Raw genomic sequence first — 22332 nt, 5'->3', positions numbered from 1 at the left:
AGTAAAAGGTGAAACGTGAAGGAGTGAATGGGATGATTAAGCAATTAGGACAAGTAATGGTTTATGTAAATGACCAAGAACTAGCAAAAGCATTTTGGACAGAGAAGTTAGGCTTTGAAGTAATTTCAGATGTAGATAATGGTATGCGCATCATTACAATTGCACCAACAGATGAAGCGCAGACAAGCATTGTATTGCACGACAAAAAGAAAATTCAAGCAATGTCACCAGAATTAAATTTAGGTACGCCTTCATTAATGTTTTACAGTGAAAACTTAGATGCATTATATGAAGATTTTAAAGCGAAAGGCATTACAGTTGGTGAATTAGTCAATATGCCATTTGGTAAAGTCTTTAATTTTTCGGATGAAGAAGGAAATTATTTCGCAATTACAGAAAAATAACTAAAAAGGGATGAAATGCACTATTATTAGCGCATCATCCCTTCTTTTTTTGTAGTAATTTACGTGCTTTTTCGGTATTGGCAAAATGCCATTTTGTCATTGATTTCAACACTTCTTCGCCATGTTTCAGCCAAATTTTTGCTGCCATTGCATCAACTTTGCCACTAGCTCCTTTTTGTAATGGAAAGCCAACCATTTCAGCTAAACGGTCCATTTCTTTTAAAAAAGCATTGCGGGCTAATATCGAGGCAGTAGCTACTGCGACATGTAAATTTTCGGCCTTCGTGGAAAATAAGACATTTTCACGTATAATATTCTTTTCATTTTTAATGTGGTTGTAATAAATGCCGCGCTCCGCAAATTGGTCGATTAAAATATAGTTTGGTTTTTCAGGCTCAATTTTTGCTAATACATGTTTTAATGCTTGGTTGTGAAGAAGTGCTTTAATTTTGCCCTGTGAATAGCCACGTGCCTGTATTTCATTATATTTGTCATTGCGTAGCGTTAAAATGCTATGAGGGCAAACCTTCATTAAATCCGGTGCAATTTGACGCATATAGTCATCAGTTAATTGCTTCGAATCTTTAACACCGAGCTCTTGTACAAGAGCGATATTTTCAGCCGACACATAAACGGCAGCTACCGTTACAGGTCCGAAATAATCTCCAGTACCTGTTTCATCAGAGCCAATGACGGAAAAGGCAGCAAAATTGGTTGGAAGCTTGTCACCTTTTGTAGACGGTGTTTTTGTCGTAGTGGGTGTAGCAGTACTAGACCAACGTGCCGCTTCACGTTCAGCGCCTGCACCCTGAAACATCACTTTCCCAGATTTATATGCAGTAATGGCTGTATCAGATAATTTTGCGGCAAAAATAACCCCAGGAGCATGGCGTTCGATCAATGAAGATTGGTAATGCGTTTTAATTTGTTTCTGAATGTCAGTAGTTAGTTGTAATACAATGTTTGTCATAATAGGTCCTTTCGAAAGCGTGAGTTAAAATAAGTATAGCCCGAAATGAAAAAATGTGAAAATAACATTTGTTTTGCAGATTCCGATATACAATATAGGCATTCGGTTGCGATAATCAAATTGGAAATGATATGATGTACAATATGAAAATGGCGTAATTGATATAGAACAGGGATCAGACGTATATGACATGCGAACAATCCAGCTAGAGTTGTTGATAACTGTTTATCTATTCTTTTTTGGAGGGGTTATTTTGGCTGAGCAAGAAAAGAATCGCATATCCGTAGAAATCTATGGACATACATATAAAATGGTAGGAACAGAGTCAACTGGCCACATGAGATTAGTCGCTTCAATCGTCGATGACAAAATGCGTGAAATTAATGGGTTAAATCCGTCATTAGATAGTTCGAAGCTAGCTGTATTAACGGCTGTAAATTCTGTTAACGACTATTTAATATTAAAAGAACAATATGAAAAATTAGAAGAACAATTGAAACAGTTGAAGGGTTGACATATATGTTAGATTTATTTATTCTTGCGGTCTTTATCATTAGTTTAATCATTGGTGCCAAGCGTGGTCTTGTCGTCCAATTAATCAATATCGGTAGCTTTTTAGTAGCGCTTGTAGTGGCGATAATTTACTATAAACCACTTGCCGATAAGTTTGTGCTGTGGATTCCATATCCAGGCTTTACAGAAGGTTCGACGATGACATTAGTGCTAGATTCATTAGATGTCGATCGTACGTTTTACCGCGTATTTGCATTTGCACTTATTTTCTTTGTTGTGAAAATTGCGTTACAAATTTTAGGCTCGATGTTTGACTTTTTAACTTATTTACCTGTGTTGAATTCGTTAAACTACTTATTAGGCGCAGTATTATGCTTTATCGAAGCGTACATTATTTTATTTATCGGGTTATACGTCATTGCATTACTACCTGTAGAATCGGTCCAGTTGATAATTGATAGCTCGTTCCTAACAGGGCTAATTCTTGAACACACGCCAGTCATCACAAGCATGTTCCAAAATTGGTGGTATATTTACAAAAATTAACTTTTAACTTACTTCAGCAAAAGTCCACCACTTCTATAAGTGTGTGGTGAATGCCAAGATTTCCTTAATCGAGTGGGATTTTAACCCCCGGCTGAAACAAGTTAATGCCCCCGGCGGATGTCACAGATTTTTTAGAGGAGTTTTTCGAGTAACATTGAAAAAAATCTGGACATAATTACGCCAAGGCATAATTAATCAGGAGTAATGGATTTGAAAATCATGTGAAAGCTTCTCTCGATTTTCGGGGGGAGCTTTCTTTAGAGAGGGGAAATATGATGAATAAAAAAATCATTATCCGCACACTAGAAAAAATCGCGTTATATATGGAATTACAAGCAGAAAACCCATTTAAAGTATCGGCATTTCGTAAGGCTGCTGCCGCACTTGAGGCTGATGAACGTAGTTTAAGTGAAATAGATGATATTACAGCAATAAAAGGCATTGGGAAAGGAACAGCTGCGGTTATTTTAGAGCTAATGGAAACGGGCGTATCCTCAACATTAAAAGAGCTTGAAGAAATGGTACCAAAAGGGTTGATTCCTTTAATGAAATTACCTGGCCTAGGTGGAAAAAAGCTAGCGAAATTATACCAAGAATTAAACATAGTCGATGCAGATTCGTTAAAAACAGCATGTGAAACAGGGAAAGTTCGAGAATTAGCAGGCTTTGCGGCAAAAACCGAGGAGAAAATTTTAAAAGAACTTGAAAATTTCGGTTCACGCAAAGAACGTTTACCGATTTGGCAATTAGAGCCAGCTGTATTAGAAATCAATGAACTACTTGCAAGCTTGCCTGAAGTGGAAAAGTTTTCTGTAGCTGGTAGTTTTCGACGTGTAGCAGAGACGAGTAAGGATATCGATTTTATAGTTGCAACGAGTGCTTATGAAATTGTACGTGAAGCTATTTTAACACGTCTTGTGATTTTAGAAACAATTGCTGCAGGAGATACAAAAGTGTCGGTAATTTTAGACCGTGATGAGCCTGTGAGTGTTGATTTCCGTTTAGTTATGAGTGAGGAATTTGCGACAGCGCTACACCATTTCACTGGCTCAAAAGATCACAATGTACGTATGCGCCAGCTGGCCAAGTCAATGGGCAAAAAAATTAGTGAATACGGTGTTGAACAAGAGGACGGCTCGATTGTGACATTTGAAACCGAAGAGCAGTTTTTCGCACATTTTGATTTACCGTTCATTCCGCCAACTGTGCGTGAAAGTGGTAAAGAGCTAGACCGTTTAGATGAGCTGGATCATTTAGTGAATCTTGCGGACATTATATCGGACTTGCATATGCATACAACTTGGTCAGATGGTGCACATTCAGTAAGTGAGATGGGGCAAGCATTAATTGCTAAAGGCTATACACATGCGGTAATTACTGACCATTCGCAATATTTAAAAGTGGCGAACGGTTTAACGCCAGAACGTTTACAGCAACAAAAGCTAGATATTTATGCCTTTAATGAGGCAAACCCTGATTTCTTCCTATATCGCGGCACAGAAATGGATATTTTACCAGATGGCACACTTGATTTTGACGATGAAGTACTAAAGGAATTAGATTTTGTCATTGCGTCGATTCATTCAAGCTTCACGCAAAAACAGGACAAAATTATGGCACGTTTAAAAACAGCAGTCGAACATCCATACGTGCATATGATTGCACATCCAACGGGGCGAATTGTTGGCGAGCGCGGTGGCTATGAACCAGATGTTCCACTATTAATTGAATGGGCTGCACAGCATGGGAAAATTTTAGAGCTGAATGCCAACCCATACCGTTTGGATTTATGTATTGAGCATTTACAATTAGCAATGGAACATAATGTACCTATCGCTATTAATACCGATGCTCATGCGATTGATCAATTACGCTTCATGGAAATTGGTGTTAAATACGCGCAAAAAGCATGGTTAAAGAAAGAATTAATCGTTAATACATGGTCAAAAGAGCAATTTGAAGCTTTTATTAGGAAAAATAAATAATTGTAGCAGGAGGTGTTTTTCATGATCGAACAGCGAGCGTTGAAAACACTAGAATTTGATAAAGTCCGTGAACAAGTCTCGGCATTTTGTACGAACTCAATCGGAAAGCAGGCTATTGATGAATTAGTGCCTGAAACCGATTTTGAAACAGTTGTTGAATTATTAGCAGAAATGGATGAAGGCTTAGCTATTTTACGTGTGAAGGGCAATGTTCCGTTAGGCGGTATTTTTGATGTGCGACCGCATGCACGTCGTTCACAAATTGGGGGAATGCTGAGCCCAATGGAGTTAATGGAAATTGCAAGTACGATTCGTGCGAGCCGCATTTTACGTAATTTCATTGAAGATATTGAGGCAGAAAAGGATATTGAAATCCCTCATTTTATCGAGCGAAAAGAGCAGATGCCAGTACTTACGGCATTACAGCATGAAATTAATGACTGTATTGATGATAACGGTGCGGTGCTTGATTCTGCGAGTCCAGTATTACGTTCAATTCGTCAGTCATTACGTTCGGAGGAATCAAAGGTACGTCAAAAGCTAGAAAGCTTAACGCGCGGTTCGAATGCGACAAAAATGCTATCAGATACCATTATTACGATTCGTAACGATCGTTTTGTTATTCCAGTAAAACAAGAATACCGTTCACATTATGGTGGCATTGTGCATGACCAATCAGCTTCCGGTCAAACATTGTTCATTGAGCCAGAATCAGTAATTCAAGCAAACAATGAAGTCCAGCGCTTAAAAGTAAAAGAAAAAGCGGAAATAGAGCGTATATTATTAGAGCTAACATCGAAAGTAGCAGAAGTAGGTCATGATTTATTCGTGTTAGTGCAATTGCTTGGGGAAATCGATGTTATTTTAGCAAAAGGGAAGTACGGCCAAGCAAATAAATGTACGATGCCAAAAATGAATCAGGAAGGCTATACACGCTTAGTTCGTGCTCGACACCCACTATTACCGATTGAAGAAGCAGTAGCAAACACAATTGAATTTGGGCGCGATGTAACAGCGATTGTTATTACGGGTCCAAATACAGGTGGTAAAACGGTAACGTTAAAAACAGTTGGACTTTGTACAATAATGGCACAGTCTGGCTTACCAGTGCCTGCTTTAGACGGCTCAGAGCTAGCGGTGTTTGAGCAAATTTTTGCGGACATTGGTGATGAGCAATCCATCGAGCAATCATTATCAACGTTCTCCTCTCATATGGTGAACATTGTTGACATTTTAAGTAAGTTTGATGACAAATCTCTTGTACTGTTTGATGAACTTGGTGCGGGTACAGACCCACAAGAAGGTGCGGCATTAGCAATTTCAATTTTAGATGAAGTGGTAGATCGTGGGGCACGCGTTATGGCAACGACACACTATCCTGAGCTAAAAGCATACGGCTATAATCGTCCGCTTGTAGTGAATGCCAGCGTGGAGTTTGATATTGAAACACTTAGTCCAACTTATCGTTTATTAATTGGTGTGCCGGGTCGTTCAAATGCTTTTGAAATTTCGAAGCGTTTAGGATTAACAAACTCGATTATAGACCGTGCGAAATCATTTACTGGCACAGACCGTCATGAAGTGGAATCCATGATTGCTTCACTAGAAGAAAGCCGCTTACGTTCAGAGCGTGAGGCAGATGAGGCACATGTATTACTAGAAGATGCAGCACAAATTCGCGCGGAGCTTGAAGAACGTCTTCGCATATATGATGAAAAGAAAGAAAGCCTAGAGAAAAAAGCAAAAGAAAAAGCGCGTAAAATTGTAGATGAAGCAAAACGCGAAGCTGAAAATGTCATTGCTGATTTACGTGAAATGAAAAAACTCGCAGCAGCAAACGTTAAGGAACACGAATTTATCGATGCGAAAAAACGTTTAGACGAAGCAACACCAAAAGAAAATAAAGTCCTTCAAAAAGCAGTTGCTGCACGAGAACGTAAACAAAATTTACAAATCGGCGATGAGGTCAAAGTATTAAGTTATGGTCAAAAAGGAACAATTCTTGATAAATCAGGTAATGAGTGGGTTGTTCAAATTGGTATTTTAAAAATGAAGCTACCTGATAGCGATTTAGAATACATTAAGCCAGAAAAAGAACAAGTAACACGTCCGAATATGAATGTTAAAAATCGTAATTCCCATGTGAAACTAGAATTAGATTTACGTGGAGAGCGCTATGAAGATGCACTCATTCTCACGGAAAAATATTTAGATGATGCCTTACTGGCGAACTATCCACGTGTATCAATTATTCACGGTAAAGGAACGGGGGCATTACGCCAAGGAATTCAAAGCTTCTTGAAAAATCATAAGCGTATCAAATCCTATCGATATGGTGAGGCAGGTGAGGGTGGCTTTGGTGTGACGGTCGTTGAACTAAAATAATAGTTGCTCCTTTTTCAAAATTAGCTCATATTAAGAGTAAGTACAAAATTTGTTAAGGGGGTACAATGGATTGCTAGGTTCAAGCTTTTGGCGCCATCCTCTCGTTGAAACGGCAGGCTATTTTAGTGTAGTAGTGCTATGTTTGTTTGTGGCAATGATTATCTTTGAAATCGTGACGAAATATAAAAATTGGGAAGAAATAAAAAAAGGAAATGTTGCAGTTGCATTAGCGACAGGTGGTAAGATTGTCGGCATTTGTAACATTTTCAGATACTCAATTCAACAACATCCATCATTTGTAGAGATGTTAGGTTGGGGACTTTTCGGGTTTATATTATTGATTTTTGCTTATTTACTGTTTGAATTTTTAACACCAAAATTCAATGTAGATGAAGAAATCGCTGCAGACAATCGTTCTGTCGGGTTTATATCATTTACGATTTCATTAGGATTATCCTTTGTCATTGGTGCAAGTATATCTTAGTGGAATAGAAAGAATGATTTTTCGTTGAAATCCACATAAGAAAATAGTGCATTTCACGTTATTCGGCGAGAAGTGTGTTTTTCCAAGGAGAAGGTCGATGGAAACTTTATCAAAAATTTTAATTGTTGTATGTGTTCTATTCCTCGCAGTAGGAGTTTATTATTTGGCTACGATTTAAATGAAGAAGCAGACAAACTAGTAATGGTTTGTTTGCTTTTTTATTTTGAGGAAAAAGATTAGCCATTTTAGAAAAAAATAATATTTTTCTACAAAAATATATTTCAAAAATAATTATGCAATTTTTTGTTTTTAATGTATGAGATTATTATGAGAAACATAATATTAAACGAGAAAATACATGAAATATCGAGAAAATAAAGTAAAATTATAACTAAATAGTTTGAAAGAATTTCCTTTTTTAATTATACTGTTGGTAATAAATAAAGCTTTTAGAAAAGGGGAGAAGTTTTATGACAGAAAAGGTTTGGCTAGCGAGTTATCCTGAGGAAATCCCGCATACGATAGATCTTCCTCAAATTCCAGTGCAACAATTTTTGACGGATGCTTACAATGAGGTCCCGGATAAAGTAGCGGTTCACTTCATGGGTAGGGAGCTAACAAACAAAGAGTTATATCAATCGGCATTAAAGTTTGCGAATTATTTACGTTCTCTAGGGGTGGAGAAGGGCGATCGTGTCGCAATTATGTTGCCGAACTGTCCTCAATCAGTTATCGCTTATTATGGTATTTTGTATGCTGGTGGTATTGTCGTTCAAACAAATCCGTTATACACTGAGCGTGAGCTTCAATATCAGATGTCTGATTGTGGTGCGAAAGTGATTTTAGTGATGGATATTTTGTATCCGCGTACGATGAAAATATTAAATGAAACGAAAATTGAAAACGTTATCGTTACAGGTATTAAAGATTATTTACCGTTCCCTAAAAATTTGGTATATCCATTCATTCAGAAAAAACAATACGGATTCAGTGTAAAAGTTGAACATAGCGGTATGAATCATTTGTTCACAGAAATTATGAAGTCAGCAACTGCTACTGAAATTTCCGTAGATTTTGATTTTGAAAATGATTTAGCGCTGTTACAGTATACGGGTGGTACAACAGGGTTCCCGAAAGGTGTAATGTTAACGCATAAAAACCTAATAGCTAACACAATGATGTGTGATGCATGGATGTATAAATGTAATAAAGGGGAAGAAATAATTTTAGGTATTTTACCGTTCTTCCATGTTTATGGAATGACTACCGTGTTAGTTCTTTCAATAATGCAACAAGGTAAAATGGTGTTATTACCTAAATTTGATGTTGAGCAAGCATTAAAAACAATAGACAAGCAAAAGCCAACATTATTCCCAGGTGCACCAACGATGTATATCGGACTATTAAATCATCCCGATTTATTAAAATATGATCTTTCTTCTATCAAAGCATGTTTAAGTGGTTCTGCGCCACTACCGCTTGAAGTACAAGAAAAGTTTGAAGCATTAACAGGTGGTCGTATTGTTGAAGGGTATGGATTAACTGAAACATCACCGGTAACTCATGCTAATCCAATTTGGGACAATCGAATTAATGGTTCGATCGGATTGCCTTGGCCAAATACAGATGCTGCTGTTCTTCGTTCTGGCGAATCGGAAGTATTACCACCAGGTGAAATAGGGGAAATCGCGATTAAAGGACCGCAAGTAATGAAAGGTTACTGGAATCGTCCAGAAGATACGGCTATGACGTTTAATGATGGCTGGTTCTTAACGGGTGACTTAGGCTATATGGATGAAAAAGGTTATTTCTACGTAGTAGACCGTAAAAAAGATATGATTATTGCAGGTGGCTTTAATATTTATCCGCGAGAAGTAGAAGAGGTTTTATACGAGCATGATGCCATTCAAGAATGCGTTGTTGCAGGTATTCCAGATCCTTACCGTGGTGAAACAGTAAAAGCTTATATCGTATTAAAAGAAGGCAAAAAAGTGACCGATAAAGAATTAAATGAATTTTGTCGTAGCAATTTAGCAGCATACAAAGTACCACGCTATTATGAATTCCGTACAGAGTTACCGAAAACAGCTGTAGGAAAAATATTACGTCGTAAATTAGTAGATGAAGAAAAACAAAAAATGATGGAACGAGAAGCAAAATAATCCAGATTAAGCTATTGACAGAAAGTTTAACAAATTATAATATGAAAACATGAATGAATAGTCATTCATGTTTTCATTTTTTTTTGGTGGTGAGCAACTTGAAACGAAATAAACCCAAGTATATGCAAATAGTAGATGCTGCAGTCATTGCAATAGCGGAGAATGGCTATCATCAAGCACAAGTATCTAAAATTGCAAAACAGGCTGGCGTAGCTGACGGAACAATCTATTTATATTTTAAAAATAAAGAAGATATTTTAATTTCTGTATTTCAGGAAAAAATGGGTATTTTCGTAGAGAATTTACAGGCTATAATAAAAAGTGGAGAAACGTCTTCAGAAAAGTTAAGCAAAATGATTGAAAACCATTTCCATGTTTTATCGAGTGATCGCCATTTAGCAACCGTAACTCAATTAGAGTTAAGGCAGTCGAATAAAGAGATTAGATTGAAAATTAACGCTATTCTTAAAGAGTATTTAATTTTAGTAGATCAAATATTAATCGAGGGCATGCTTAATGGAGAGTTTAATCAAACGATGGATGTTCGTATTGCCCGTCAAATGGTATTCGGTACGATTGACGAAATTACGACATCATGGGTGATGAATGAATATCGCTATGACTTAATGGAACAAGCTCCAAAAATTCAGCAATTATTAATAAATGCATTAAAAGCATAAAAAGGGGATGTGGGGAAATGGAGTTTCTAAGTTGGAAAGTAGAAGATAACGTAGCAATCGCTACAATTTCTAGACCGCCTGCAAATGCGCTTTCACAAGGCTTAATCCAAGATGTAAATGGATTACTGGACTTTGTAGAAAATGATGAATCGGTACGAGTAGTTGTCATTCATGGAGAGGGACGATTTTTCTCTGCAGGGGCTGACATAAAAGAATTTACAAGCGTACAGTCAGGTGAAGAGTTCACCGCTTTAGCGAAAAACGGGCAAGACGTATTCGAGCGACTTGAAAATTTTTCAAAGCCTGTTATCGCGGCTATTCATGGGGCGGCATTAGGTGGAGGTTTAGAACTTGCGATGGGATGCCATATGCGTTTCGTAACTGAAAATGCCAAGCTTGGCTTACCTGAACTATCATTAGGTCTTATTCCAGGTTTTGCTGGTACACAGCGTTTACCACGCTATGTAGGGGTTGCTAAAGCGGCAGAGATGATGTTTACAAGCGATCCGATTTCAGGTGCTGAAGCTGTGGAATGGGGATTGGCAAACCGAGCATTTTCTGATGAGAATTTATTACCAGAGACGCTTGCAATTGCGAAAAAAATTGCAAAAAAATCACCAATTGCATTAAGAGCAGCGATTCAAATGCTGCAATTCTCGAAAACACCTTCATTCTATGATGGCGTTGCTGCAGAGGCAAAAAGCTTTGGTGAAGTATTCGTATCATCCGACGCAAAAGAAGGCATTCAAGCATTTATCGAAAAACGTGAACCAGTATTTACAGGTAAATAAACCGTTCATACGGATTAAATTAAAAAGCTTTTAGGAGGTCTAGATTATGAATATTTATGTATTAGTAAAACGTACTTTTGACACAGAAGAAAAAATCGTCGTTTCAGGCGGTAAAATTCAAGAAGATGGTGCTGAGTTCATCATTAATCCATATGATGAGTATGCAATTGAAGAAGCAATTCAAAAGCGTGATGCATTAGGCGGTAAAGTAACGGTTGTAACAATCGGTGGCGAAGATGCTGAAAAGCAATTACGTACAGCATTAGCAATGGGTGCTGATGAAGCAGTGTTAATTAATACAGAAGATGATTTAGATGAGTTAGATCAATATTCTGCAGCTTATATTTTAGCGGAATATTTAAAAGACAAAGAAGCGGATTTAATTTTAGCAGGTAACGTTGCAATCGATGGTGGGTCTGGTCAAGTTGGTCCACGTTTAGCAGACCTATTAGGCATTAACTATGTAACAACAATTACGAGCCTTGAAATTGACGGTACTAACGTGAAAATTGTTCGTGATATCGAAGGTGACTCTGAAGTGTTAGAAACATCTTTACCATTATTAGTAACAGCTCAACAAGGGTTAAACGAGCCACGCTACCCATCTTTACCAGGGATTATGAAGGCAAAGAAAAAGCCACTTGAAGAACTTGAGCTAGATGATTTAGATATCGATGAAGATGATGTTGAAGTAAAAGTAGAAACAGTAGAAATTTATTTACCACCACAAAAAGCAGCTGGTCGCGTATTATCAGGCGATCTTTCTGCACAGGTAAAAGAACTAGTAAGCTTATTACACAACGAAGCAAAAGTTGTCTAATCATTCATTAGATACGAAATAAATCGAAGTTTTACGAAGATGGTAATGGAGGGATATTCATGTCAAAGAAAGTTTTAGTGTTAGGTGAGGTTCGTGAAGGGAACTTACGTAACGTTTCATTCGAAGCAATCGCAGCAGGTTCAAAAATAGCTGACGGTGGTGAAGTAGTTGGATTATTAGTTGGGGATGCTGTAGCAGATTTAGCAAATGAGCTTATCGCATATGGTGCAAGCCGTGTCGTTACTGTAGAGCACCCACACTTAAAAAACTATACATCTGATGGTTACAGCCAAGCAATTTTAGCTGTAGTTGAAAAAGAAAAACCAGAAGCAATCGTATTTGGACATACTTCATTAGGTAAAGACTTATCTCCAAAGATCGCGTCTCGCTTACAATCTGGTTTAGTTTCAGATGTTACAGAAATCGAAGGCGCTGGTGATGACACAGTTTTCATCCGTCCAATATACTCTGGTAAAGCATTTGAAAAAGTAAAAATTAAAGATGGCGTTATTTTTGCGACAATTCGTCCAAATAACATCGCGCCTTTAGAAAAAAATACAGGTCGCTCAGGTGATGTATCTGCTGTTACAGTAGACATTACAAACTTACGCACAATTATTAAAGAAGTTGTTCGTAAATCTACTGAAGGTGTAGACCTTTCTGAAGCAAAAGTAGTTGTTGCGGGTGGCCGTGGCGTGAAATCCGAGGAAGGTTTCGAACCATTAAAAGAGCTTGCTAACTTACTAGGTGGTGCAGTTGGTGCCTCTCGTGGTGCATGTGACGCAGAATACTGCGATTACTCATTACAAATCGGCCAAACTGGTAAAGTTGTAACACCTGACCTTTACATCGCGGCTGGTATTTCTGGAGCAATTCAACACTTAGCCGGTATGTCGAACTCTAAAGTAATTGTAGCAATTAACAAAGACCCAGAAGCAAATATCTTTAAAGTTGCTGACTACGGTATCGTAGGGGACCTATTCGAAGTTATCCCACTTTTAATCGAGGAATTCAAAGCATTAAAAGTAAACGCATAAAAAACGAGCTTCCTCAATTAATTGGGGAAGCTTTTTGTGTTGCCTAGAGATAGTCCTTATTAACTTTTTGTGATGTACAGGTAAAGTAATTTAATCGTGTTTTCTAATGCTTCATAATGTGTTCGTTCCATTCCGTGTGAAGCGTGAACACCAGGTCCGATTAGGGCACCTTTGATGTTATTGCCGCCTCTAAGCGCGGCGCTTGTATCTGACCCGTACATAGGGTAAATATCAACTGCGTATTGCAGCTTATTTTCTTGAGCTAATTGGATAAAAGTTGATGTTAATTCATAATCATACGGACCAGTTGAATCTTTTGCACAAATGGAAACATCATATTCTGTACAGCTTAAATCATCACCGATACAGCCCATATCAACAGAAATGTATTCTGTAATATCAGCAGGGATATACGATGAACCATGACCAACCTCTTCATAGTTGGAAATCACAATTTTCACCGGATATGCCGGTACAATTGATTCCTGTTTCATAATTTCAAGAAGCGCTAATAAGCACGCCACACTTCCTTTGTCATCAATGAAACGGGATTTTAAAAAGCCACTTTCTGTTACAGTCGTTTTCGGATCAATAAAAATAAAGTCACCGACACCAATGCCAAGCTTCAAAACATCTTCCTTCGTTTTCACCTTTTCATCGAGACGCACTTCCATAAACTGCGGTTCACGTTTTTTTGATTTGCTGTCTTCAAATACGTGTACTGCCGGGCTTGTGCTTAAAATAGTACCGCTATACGTTCTGCCATCTCTCGTACGAATAAAAACATATTCGCCATCCCAAGTTGGAACGAGCGGACCACCTAGAAGCGTAAACTTTAGTGTTCCGTGACCAGTAATCGAACGTACCATTGCGCCCAATGTATCAACATGCGCAGAAAGACCGATAACCTTGCCCTCATTAGCTCCGGGAATAGAAATGATCCCCGCGCCTTTCAATGTACGCTCAAATTGATAACCTGTTTGATGAACGAACTGTTCAATCGTATCCATAATTTCATGACAATATCCAGTAGGACTATGCAGTTGTAGTAAGTCCGTTGCGATTTGAAGGACACGCTCTTTATTTATTGTAATCAATGTAATACTACCTCCTTTATGTACTCTGTCTATAGCTTACTCTAATTTTTGGAAGAAGAAAAGCTGCGTATTTATACCTCGATAATCAGAATCCACGAGATCCATCCTGACTATTCACTAGGTGGTAGAGCATTTATATTTTAACTCTTCTAATAATATAGGGGGAATTATAATGATAAGTAGTATCGTAACTTTGTTAGGTGTTATTTGATATATACAATTTTAACTTGATTCAGCAGGGGTTCAATCCCCGGCAGATGTCACAGATTTTTTAGGGAAGTTTTTCAAGAGAGCTTGAAAAAAATCTGGACAAAAGTAGCTGAGACGTAATTGATATAAGTTGATACAAGTATTTTTCAAATGTATGTTTATGTATCTCCCTGTTTCCAACATTTCACCGCAAATCCAATTTTCGCGAGCATTTTATTATTTTCTCATTGCCAAATCATGCTATACTACTAGCATATTGTAATTAAGGAGGCTATTTTAAAATGGCAATTGTACACGGTACAGATCAAACTTTCGCACAAGAAATTTCAAATGGTGTAGTTTTAGTAGACTTTTGGGCTGCATGGTGTGGTCCATGTAAAATGATCGCTCCAGTTCTTGAAGAATTAGATGCAGAAATCGGTAACGATGTTAAAATCGTTAAAGTGGATGTAGATAACAACCAAGGTACTGCTGCTGAGTACCAAATCATGTCTATTCCATCATTATTATTATTCGTTGATGGCGAGCTAAAAGCAAAAACAGCTGGCTTCATGCCAAAAGAAGCGTTAATCGACTTCATTAACGACAATAAATAATTTCAGTAACTAAGCCGTATGCCTATGAAGGTGTACGGCTTTTTTCTTGTATTAGAATCGGTTAAAATTAAGATAACGACACAGTGTATAGGTGAGAAATATGAATGCAATGATTAAAGCGAAACTAGAAATTTTACCGGCTGACCCGGGTTGCTATATTATGAAGGACCGTCAAGGCACGATAATTTATGTTGGTAAGGCAAAGATATTAAAAAAACGTGTTCGCTCGTATTTTACAGGCAGTCATGATGGGAAAACGGCACGCTTAGTAAGTGAAATTGAAGACTTTGAATATATTGTCACTTCTAGTAACATAGAGGCGCTTATTTTAGAACTAAATTTAATTAAGCTCCATGATCCAAAATATAATATTAAACTAACTGATGATAAGACCTATCCGTATATTAAAATTACAAATGAGCGTCATCCACGTCTTATTACGACGCGTAAAATTAAAAAGGATAAAGCGAAATATTTTGGTCCTTATCCGAATGCTTACGCAGCAAATGAAACGAAAAAGCTGTTAGACCGACTGTACCCACTTCGAAAATGTGCTCATATGCCCAATCAGGTGTGCCTGTATTACCATCTAGGTCAATGCTTGGCACCTTGTGTAAAGGATATTGAAAAACAAGTATATGACGAAATGATTGAAGCAATTTCAAAGTTTTTAAATGGAGGGGTCGATGAAATTAAAGAGGATCTTCAGCAAAAAATGTTCGAAGCAGCGGAAAATTTAGAGTTTGAACGTGCAAAGGAATTCCGTGATTTAATTACACATATTGATAGTATTATGCAAAAGCAAAAAATGGTGTCTGATGACTTAACAAACCGTGATGTATTTGGTTACGCAGTTGAAAAAGGGTGGATGTGTGTACAAGTATTTTTTGTACGCCAAGGGAAACTAATTGAGCGTGATGTTTCTGTTTTTCCGATTTACGATGAGCCTGAAGAGGAGTTTCTAACCTTTGTAGGTCGTTTTTATGAACCGTCGAATCATATTTTGCCAAAAGAAATTTTTGTGCCAAGTTCAATTGATGAAAAAATATTGCAAAAGCTTTTAAATACAAAAGTTATAATTCCAAAACGAGGTTCTAAAAAAGAGCTCGTCGATTTGGCGATGAAAAATGCAGGCATTGCCATTCAAGAAAAATTCCAACTAATTGAACGTCAGGAAGAAAGAACAGTTGGTGCATGTGAAGCATTAGCGGAAGCGATGAATATTTCGATTCCGTTGCGAATTGAAGCGTTTGATAATAGCCACATGCACGGAGCTGATCCAGTGTCAGCTATGGTTGTTTTTATAGATGGAAAGCCCGCTAAAAAGGAATACCGCAAATATAAAACACGTGAAGCAGCAAAGCATGATGATTACGGTGCGATGGCAGAGGTCGTGCGCCGCCGTTATACGCGCGTTCTACGTGAAAATTTACCGTTACCGGATTTAATCGTTATCGATGGTGGGAAAGGGCAAATCGAAGTGGCACGTGAAGTGATTGAAGATGAGCTTGGCCTCGTGATTCCAATTGCGGGTCTTGCGAAAGATGATAAGCACAATACGTCACAGCTATTATTCGGTAGTCCACCTGAAGTGGTGCCACTAAAACGTACAAGTGATGGGTTTTATTTATTGCAGCGTATTCAAGACGAGGTACACCGATTTGCGATTACGTTTTTACGTCAACAGCGTCAAACAAATGCGATTCAGTCTGTACTGGATGATATTGACGGTGTCGGACCAAGACGCAAACAACAACTGATGAAACATTTTGGCTCTGTGAAAAAAATACGTGAAGCGAGTGAATTACAATTACAAGAGGCGGGTATACCACCAAAGCTAGCGGAGGGCATTTACCGACATTTTCAGGATGCATCATTGAAAACGGAGTAGTGTTATGCTAAAATACAAACAATTCTATAAATTCGAATGATAGAGGTGCAGTATTCAATAGTACATTGCTCGAGGAAGAACAATTCCTAAGAAAGCAATCGAAAGGGGAGCCTGCCGAAGTGAAATGCGTATTGTTCACGTATTTTGCTGGTTTTGCATTTAAGAGATGTAAGACTGTCAGAGCATTATGTTCTGGAGAGCTATCCTAAAAGATATTTTAATTTTTATTTGTCTTGATGGCGACTTTCCATGAACGTGGAAGGTCGCTTTTTTTTGCGTTTTTTCACTGGAATAGAAGAAGTGGTATTAAGAGTACAAGAAAAAAGGAGTGCAAATGTATGCAAACAGTTGTTGCAAAATTTGGTGGCCCGGCAATCGCGACGGCCGAAAAAATTAGGGATGTAGCGAAAAACGTAATAAAGGAGCAGGCAAGAGGCATACACTTAGTTGTTGTGGTTTCTTCGATGGAATCAATTCGACGAGAGTTGCGACAATTTGCACATGATATTACGGATGAGCCATCAAAGCGTGAAATGGACGTATTAATCGCAACAGGAGCGCAGATGACAAGTGCACTTTTAACGATGGCCATTCAAGAGTTAGGTGGAAAAGCGATATCACTTGCGGGGTGGCAAGCAGGGATTAAAACAAATGATGCGCATCGTAATGCACGTGTTGAAGACGTTGATGTGCTGCGTATTAAAGCACATTTAGCACAAGGTGAAATTGTTGTTGTGTCGGGTTTTCAAGGAATAACGGAGGCGCATGATATTACAACATTAGGAAAAGGCGGCTCTGAAACATCAGCTGTAGCACTAGCTGTAGCGCTAGAAGCAGAGCGAGTAGACATTTATTCCAATGTGGACGGCATTTTTACTGCAGATCCCCAAATCGTTGAACATGCCCGTATGTTACCTGAAATTTCATATGATGAAATGCTCGAATTTGCAAATTTAGGAGCACATATCTTACATCCACGTGCGGTAGAGCTAGCTAAGAAATATGAATTACCGCTCGTCATTCGTTCATTTGAGCATGATGTGGATGGGACGTTAATTAAAGGAGATGTAGAAATGGAAAAAAATTTAATCGTGCGCAGTGTTGCATATGAATCGGATATTATTCGTTTAACAATTGGCTATGATTCTTATGAAACAGCTTCACTAGCTGAGGTGTTTCATGCGTTAGCCGAACATGAAATCAATGTGGATATTATTGTGCAGGCAGTGATTGATGGTATAAAGCCAACCATTTCTTTTACAATTGCAAAAGAAGAATTCGCGGAAAGCTTGCGTGTACTAGAGGCAAGTAAATTATCATTAGGTTTTAGCTTTGCAGATTTTGAGGTTGGCTTAGCAAAAGTTTCAATTGTGGGTTCAGGGATGGTATCGAATCCTGGTGTCGCAGCACGTATGTTTGCCAGATTAGGTAAAGAGAATATTCCTGTGAAGATGGTAAGTACATCAGAAATTAAAGTGTCGGTTGTTGTGCCGCAGGACGAAATGGTACGCGCGGCTAATGCATTGCATGATGAATTCAATCTAGCAATATTAGAGATTTCAGCTTCATAATCAAAATACCGTTCATGGATTGACTAAGTCCATGAACGGTATTTTTTGTTAAACTAACTCCTTTAAATCCCACTTTAAAGTAAATCTTACGTAGTTTTTCTTTTCGATTTTTTCTTCATAGCATTCTGTTAAACAGCCTAATTGTTTTTGTATTTGCTCGGCTAAAAACCCGGCTTCTAAACGGAAACAACGTTGTTCAATATTTAACGAATGTTCTTCAGTTGTCGTCAATACGTAGTGGGCTTCATCTTTTGATTCTTTTTCTAATGTAATTACGCCCCAGCCTGCTTCTGTAAAGAATGATGGTAGTTCCTCTGATGAAAATAGTGGAAATTTTCGTGCTAGTTCTTTTCCCGCCCAATATAATACATCCTCTTCGTGCTTTCCTAAAATTGAATGAAGCAGATGATCTCGAATGATTTCGTACCCAAAAGATGGAATCGTTTTCATTTTTAGCTCTCCCATAGTAAAATACCTCTTTCATAATTTTTCTTATAATTTTAATTCTTGATAAGAAATGTTAATATAAGTAGAAAAAATCCGACTCAAAACAGCTTAAAGTCGTCTTTAAAATGATTATAAAATATCACTGGTTGCCTTGACGCTAGTATCTGTTGAGAGTACAATGGACATGTCATAATATTGTACCATGATGAAATATGCAGTCAACAAACAGAGTCAACAATTTCGTGACGATGTTTATGTGTATTTCAAGTACTAAGGGGGGTAACAGTTTTGTCGAAAGATCGTGAATTTTTATGGCGCCGCTTACACTCGTTACTAGGTGTAATTCCTGTCGGGTTATTCTTGGTGTTCCACTTAAGTTTGAACTTCACTGCAATTGGCGGTGAAAGTACTTACAATGACTCAATTCACATGATGGATTTAGTTCCGCATTGGTTATTGTTAGTAATGGAATGGGTTATTATTTATATCCCACTTATGTTCCACGCATTCTACGGAGTGTATATTGCATTCACTGCTACACACAACACGAAGCGTTTTAGCACATTCCGTAACTGGATGTTCGCTTTACAACGTTTCACAGGGATTTTCCTAGTAATCTTCATTGCTTGGCATATTTTCCAAACTCGTATACAAAAAGCATTAGGTACTGAAGTTGAATGGGACATGATTGCTGAAATCGTTGACAATCCATTAATGTTAGCATTCTACATCGTTGGTATCGTATCAGCAACATTCCACTTAGCGAACGGCTTATGGTCATTCTGCGTGAGCTGGGGTATTACACAATCTAAAAAATCTCAACAAATCTTCACTTATGTTTCTTTATTAGTATTTGTGATTTTAAGCATTATGGGTGTTGCAGCAATCGTTTCATTCGCATAATTTCTTAACTTGAACGCTAATACATAGTTAAGAACTAAGTATCGGATGAAATTGTGAGTAAAAGTAATTAGCAATTAATGAGGAGTGAGAAATAATCATGGCAAAGAGTAAAGTTATCGTCGTTGGTGGCGGTCTTGCCGGCTTAATGGCTACGATTAAAGCAGCTGAAGTTGGTACTGCAGTTGAGTTATTCTCGTTAGTTCCAGTTAAACGTTCGCACTCTGTATGTGCGCAAGGCGGAATTAACGGAGCAGTTAATACAAAAGGTGAAGGGGATTCTCCATGGATCCACTTTGACGATACAGTATACGGTGGCGACTTCTTAGCGAACCAACCACCAGTTAAGGGTATGTGTGATGCAGCCCCTGGAATTATCCACTTAATGGACCGTATGGGTGTAATGTTCAACCGTACGCCAGAAGGTTTAATTGACTTCCGTCGTTTCGGCGGTACGTTAATGCACCGTACAGCATTCTCAGGTGCAACAACTGGTCAACAATTACTATACGCACTAGACGAGCAAGTTCGTTCTCACGAAGTAGCTGGTTTAGTTACAAAATATGAGCACTGGGAATTCCTTGGTGCCGTTATGGATGACGAAGGCGTTTGCCGCGGTATCGTAGCACAAGATTTACGTACTGAAGAAATTAAATCATTCCGTTCTGACGCTGTAATCATGGCAACAGGTGGCCCTGGTATTATCTTCGGTAAAACAACAAACTCAGTAATCAACACTGGTTCAGCAGCATCAATTGTTTATCAACAAGGTGCTTCTTATTCAAACGGTGAAATGATTCAAATTCACCCAACAGCAATTCCTGGAGACGACAAAAACCGTCTAATGTCAGAATCTGCTCGTGGTGAAGGTGGTCGTATTTGGACTTACAAAGACGGTAAACCTTGGTACTTCTTAGAAGAGAAATACCCAGCTTACGGTAACTTAGTACCTCGTGATATTGCTACTCGTGAAATCTTCGACGTATGTGTAAACCAAAAATTAGGTATCAACGGTGAGAACATGGTATACCTTGACCTATCTCATAAAGATCCACATGAATTAGATATTAAGTTAGGTGGTATTATCGAAATCTACGAAAAATTCGTAGGTGATGACCCACGTAAATTACCAATGAAAATCTTCCCAGCAGTTCACTACTCAATGGGTGGTTTATGGGTAGATTACGACCAAATGACTGAAATCCCAGGTTTATTCGCTGCTGGTGAATGTGACTTCTCACAACACGGTGCAAACCGTTTAGGTGCTAACTCATTATTATCTGCGATTTACGGTGGTATGGTTGCTGGTCCAAATGCTGTTAAGTACATTAAAGGTCTTAAAAAGCATGCGGAAGATTTATCAGAAGAAATCTACACACGTCGTGAAAAAGAAGAGCAAGAGAAATGGGAAGCTATCCTTAAAATGGACGGTACAGAAAACGCTTACTTACTTCACAAAGAGCTTGGTGAGTGGATGACTGATAACATGACAGTAGTACGTGTTAACTCTAAATTAGAAGAAACGTACAAAAAATTAACTGAATTACAAGAGCGTTGGGAAAACATCAACATCAATGACACACAAAAATGGTCTAACCAAGGTGCTCACTTCACTCGTCAGTTAAAGAACATGTTATACCTTGCAAAAGTTATGACGAAGGGTGCATTATTACGTGATGAATCTCGTGGAGCGCACTACAAACCAGATTTCCCTGAACGTGATGATGAAAGATTCTTAAAAACAACTATGGCGAAGTTCGATCCAGCTACGGGCGAGCCAATTATTACTTATCAAGAAGTAGACGTTTCGTTAATTCCACCACGTAAACGCGACTACTCTGCGTAAAAGGGGGAACTAGAAAATGGAAACAGTAAATACTGGTAGAACAGTTCAGTTAGAAATCGTTCGTCAAGATTCTGAGAATGGTGCTACACGCGTTGAGAAGTTTGAAGTTCCTTACCGCCCAGGTATGAACGTAATTTCTGCTTTAATGCATATTCAAAAATACCCAGTAACTGCTGATGGTCAAAAAACGACTCCAGTAGCTTGGGATATGAACTGTCTAGAAGAAGTTTGTGGTGCTTGTTCAATGGTTATCAACGGACGTCCACAACAATCTTGTTCTGCTTTAGTAGACAAATTAACTCAACCAATTCGCTTAGAGCCAATGAAAACTTTCCCAGTCATCCGTGACTTACAAGTTGACCGTGAACGTATGTTCAACGCACTTAAGAAAGTTAAAGCATGGGTTCCAATCGATGGTACTTATGATTTAGGTGAGGGTCCTCGTATGCCAGAGCGCAAACGTCAATGGGCTTACGAATTATCTAAATGTATGACTTGTGGTGTATGTATGGAAGCATGTCCAAACGTGTCTGAAAAAGCTTCATTCATTGGTCCAGCTCCATTATCACAAGTACGCTTATTCAACACTCATCCAACTGGTGCAATGAATAAGGACGAGCGTTTAGAAGCAATTATGGGAGACGGCGGTCTTGCAAACTGCGGTAACTCTCAAAACTGTGTAGCTGCTTGTCCAAAAGGTATTCCTTTAACAACTTCAATTGCTGCGCTTAACCGTGCAACAACTGTTCAAATGTTCAAGAACTTCTTCGGTTCTGACCACATGGTTGACTAATCAAACCAACTCAAAAGACCTCCACATTTGTGGAGGTCTTTTTTTAGGGATTTTGATATTAGCGTAATTAAATCTTAATTGTATTTACATTAATATAATAGTCCATCAATAATTAAGTAATAGCATAATGATCATATCTGTCGAAAATGACAAATTATGTTATAATGAACGGAGATTCATTATCGGGGGATGATGTTTTTTTAC

The 22332-nt window shown here is 38.2% G+C and carries 20 protein-coding genes and 1 riboswitch; of the genes, 17 read left to right on the top strand and 3 right to left on the bottom strand.

All coding sequences use genetic code 11. The features are described 5' to 3' along the window. Positions 1-32 precede the first annotated feature (32 nt). Positions 33-404, top strand: coding sequence for a VOC family protein (locus O7776_RS14075; protein ID WP_274307652.1), 372 nt, complete (start codon positions 33-35; stop codon positions 402-404). Positions 405-438: 34 nt separating this feature from the next. Here O7776_RS14075 and rnhC read toward each other — a convergent pair whose 3' ends face one another. Then, positions 439-1374 (bottom strand): ribonuclease HIII, encoded by a 936-nt coding sequence (rnhC, locus tag O7776_RS14070; RefSeq protein WP_274307651.1) that lies wholly within the window; start codon positions 1372-1374, stop codon positions 439-441. Positions 1375-1627: 253 nt separating this feature from the next. Here rnhC and zapA point away from each other — a divergent pair, with 253 nt between their 5' ends. From zapA to O7776_RS14020, 10 genes are all read left to right on the top strand, one after another. Then, positions 1628-1888: a cell division protein ZapA gene (gene zapA, locus O7776_RS14065; RefSeq protein ID WP_241369376.1), complete on the top strand. Its 261-nt coding sequence runs from the start codon at positions 1628-1630 to the stop codon at positions 1886-1888. 5 nt (positions 1889-1893) lie between these two features. Beyond that, positions 1894-2433 carry a CvpA family protein gene (locus tag O7776_RS14060; RefSeq protein WP_274307650.1) on the top strand — a complete coding sequence of 180 codons (540 nt, stop codon included), beginning with the start codon at positions 1894-1896 and terminating at the stop codon, positions 2431-2433. Between the two features lie 275 nt (positions 2434-2708). Beyond that, entirely contained in the window at positions 2709-4418 is a 1710-nt protein-coding gene (gene polX, locus O7776_RS14055; RefSeq protein ID WP_274310514.1) for a DNA polymerase/3'-5' exonuclease PolX, read from the top strand. Between the two features lie 21 nt (positions 4419-4439). After that, positions 4440-6803 carry an endonuclease MutS2 gene (locus tag O7776_RS14050; protein ID WP_274307649.1) on the top strand — a complete coding sequence of 788 codons (2364 nt, stop codon included), beginning with the start codon at positions 4440-4442 and terminating at the stop codon, positions 6801-6803. Between the two features lie 70 nt (positions 6804-6873). Next, positions 6874-7287, top strand: a complete 414-nt coding sequence (locus tag O7776_RS14045) for a DUF350 domain-containing protein (protein WP_274307648.1) — start codon at positions 6874-6876, stop codon at positions 7285-7287. 470 nt (positions 7288-7757) lie between these two features. Further along, positions 7758-9449, top strand: coding sequence for a long-chain-fatty-acid--CoA ligase (locus tag O7776_RS14040; protein ID WP_274307647.1), 1692 nt, complete (start codon positions 7758-7760; stop codon positions 9447-9449). 98 nt (positions 9450-9547) lie between these two features. After that, on the top strand, positions 9548-10129 hold the full coding sequence (locus O7776_RS14035) for a fatty acid metabolism transcriptional regulator FadR (protein ID WP_274307646.1): 582 nt from the start codon (positions 9548-9550) through the stop codon (positions 10127-10129). 17 nt (positions 10130-10146) lie between these two features. Then, the gene (locus O7776_RS14030) at positions 10147-10920 is read left to right on the top strand and encodes an enoyl-CoA hydratase (protein ID WP_274307645.1); all 774 of its coding nucleotides are present in this window, start codon (positions 10147-10149) and stop codon (positions 10918-10920) included. Between the two features lie 46 nt (positions 10921-10966). After that, entirely contained in the window at positions 10967-11740 is a 774-nt protein-coding gene (locus tag O7776_RS14025; RefSeq protein ID WP_274307644.1) for an electron transfer flavoprotein subunit beta/FixA family protein, read from the top strand. A 59-nt stretch (positions 11741-11799) separates the two neighbouring features. Beyond that, the gene (locus O7776_RS14020) at positions 11800-12777 is read left to right on the top strand and encodes an electron transfer flavoprotein subunit alpha/FixB family protein (RefSeq protein WP_274307643.1); all 978 of its coding nucleotides are present in this window, start codon (positions 11800-11802) and stop codon (positions 12775-12777) included. 59 nt (positions 12778-12836) lie between these two features. On the opposite strand, the gene O7776_RS14015 is transcribed toward O7776_RS14020, so the two are convergent. Continuing rightward, positions 12837-13880: a M42 family metallopeptidase gene (locus O7776_RS14015; RefSeq protein WP_420802185.1), complete on the bottom strand. Its 1044-nt coding sequence runs from the start codon at positions 13878-13880 to the stop codon at positions 12837-12839. Between the two features lie 485 nt (positions 13881-14365). On the opposite strand from O7776_RS14015, the gene trxA reads away from it, so the two are divergent. The 3 genes from trxA (at position 14366) to O7776_RS14000 (ending at position 18142) form a co-directional block, all read left to right on the top strand. Further along, complete coding sequence (trxA, locus tag O7776_RS14010) at positions 14366-14680, top strand: thioredoxin (RefSeq protein WP_274307641.1); 315 nt, start codon at positions 14366-14368, stop codon at positions 14678-14680. A gap of 100 nt (positions 14681-14780) precedes the next feature. Further along, positions 14781-16571 carry an excinuclease ABC subunit UvrC gene (uvrC, locus tag O7776_RS14005; RefSeq protein ID WP_274307640.1) on the top strand — a complete coding sequence of 597 codons (1791 nt, stop codon included), beginning with the start codon at positions 14781-14783 and terminating at the stop codon, positions 16569-16571. A gap of 32 nt (positions 16572-16603) precedes the next feature. Then, a riboswitch (Lysine riboswitch) is annotated at positions 16604-16782 on the top strand. A gap of 127 nt (positions 16783-16909) precedes the next feature. Beyond that, the gene (locus tag O7776_RS14000; protein ID WP_274307639.1) at positions 16910-18142 is read left to right on the top strand and encodes an aspartate kinase; all 1233 of its coding nucleotides are present in this window, start codon (positions 16910-16912) and stop codon (positions 18140-18142) included. A gap of 48 nt (positions 18143-18190) precedes the next feature. Here O7776_RS14000 and O7776_RS13995 read toward each other — a convergent pair whose 3' ends face one another. Then, on the bottom strand, positions 18191-18607 hold the full coding sequence (locus O7776_RS13995) for a YslB family protein (RefSeq protein ID WP_274307638.1): 417 nt from the start codon (positions 18605-18607) through the stop codon (positions 18191-18193). 270 nt (positions 18608-18877) lie between these two features. On the opposite strand from O7776_RS13995, the gene O7776_RS13990 reads away from it, so the two are divergent. The 3 genes from O7776_RS13990 (at position 18878) to sdhB (ending at position 22128) form a co-directional block, all read left to right on the top strand. Further along, on the top strand, positions 18878-19492 hold the full coding sequence (locus O7776_RS13990) for a succinate dehydrogenase cytochrome b558 subunit (RefSeq protein WP_274307637.1): 615 nt from the start codon (positions 18878-18880) through the stop codon (positions 19490-19492). 97 nt (positions 19493-19589) lie between these two features. Continuing rightward, complete coding sequence (gene sdhA, locus O7776_RS13985) at positions 19590-21335, top strand: succinate dehydrogenase flavoprotein subunit (protein ID WP_274307636.1); 1746 nt, start codon at positions 19590-19592, stop codon at positions 21333-21335. A gap of 16 nt (positions 21336-21351) precedes the next feature. Further along, a complete protein-coding gene (gene sdhB, locus O7776_RS13980) occupies positions 21352-22128 on the top strand; it encodes a succinate dehydrogenase iron-sulfur subunit (protein ID WP_274307635.1) in 777 nt (258 codons plus the stop codon). Positions 22129-22332 lie beyond the last annotated feature (204 nt).

The organism is Solibacillus daqui (assembly GCF_028747805.1).
Taxonomy (GTDB): domain Bacteria; phylum Bacillota; class Bacilli; order Bacillales_A; family Planococcaceae; genus Solibacillus; species Solibacillus daqui.
Note: the sequence above shows the minus strand (reverse complement) of the source record. Positions and strands in the feature narration are given on the sequence as shown.

Bases quoted from the DNA above. Each gene is read 5' to 3' on its own strand.
- O7776_RS14075 (WP_274307652.1), top strand. From the start codon at position 33: ATGATTAAGCAATTAGGACAAGTAATGGTTTATGTAAATGACCAAGAA.
- rnhC (WP_274307651.1), bottom strand. From the start codon at position 1,374: ATGACAAACATTGTATTACAACTAACTACTGACATTCAGAAACAAATT.
- O7776_RS14060 (WP_274307650.1), top strand. From the start codon at position 1,894: ATGTTAGATTTATTTATTCTTGCGGTCTTTATCATTAGTTTAATCATT.
- polX (WP_274310514.1), top strand. From the start codon at position 2,709: ATGAATAAAAAAATCATTATCCGCACACTAGAAAAAATCGCGTTATAT.
- O7776_RS14050 (WP_274307649.1), top strand. From the start codon at position 4,440: ATGATCGAACAGCGAGCGTTGAAAACACTAGAATTTGATAAAGTCCGT.
- O7776_RS14040 (WP_274307647.1), top strand. From the start codon at position 7,758: ATGACAGAAAAGGTTTGGCTAGCGAGTTATCCTGAGGAAATCCCGCAT.
- O7776_RS14030 (WP_274307645.1), top strand. From the start codon at position 10,147: ATGGAGTTTCTAAGTTGGAAAGTAGAAGATAACGTAGCAATCGCTACA.
- O7776_RS14025 (WP_274307644.1), top strand. From the start codon at position 10,967: ATGAATATTTATGTATTAGTAAAACGTACTTTTGACACAGAAGAAAAA.
- O7776_RS14020 (WP_274307643.1), top strand. From the start codon at position 11,800: ATGTCAAAGAAAGTTTTAGTGTTAGGTGAGGTTCGTGAAGGGAACTTA.
- trxA (WP_274307641.1), top strand. From the start codon at position 14,366: ATGGCAATTGTACACGGTACAGATCAAACTTTCGCACAAGAAATTTCA.
- uvrC (WP_274307640.1), top strand. From the start codon at position 14,781: ATGAATGCAATGATTAAAGCGAAACTAGAAATTTTACCGGCTGACCCG.
- O7776_RS14000 (WP_274307639.1), top strand. From the start codon at position 16,910: ATGCAAACAGTTGTTGCAAAATTTGGTGGCCCGGCAATCGCGACGGCC.
- O7776_RS13995 (WP_274307638.1), bottom strand. From the start codon at position 18,607: ATGGGAGAGCTAAAAATGAAAACGATTCCATCTTTTGGGTACGAAATC.
- sdhA (WP_274307636.1), top strand. From the start codon at position 19,590: ATGGCAAAGAGTAAAGTTATCGTCGTTGGTGGCGGTCTTGCCGGCTTA.
- sdhB (WP_274307635.1), top strand. From the start codon at position 21,352: ATGGAAACAGTAAATACTGGTAGAACAGTTCAGTTAGAAATCGTTCGT.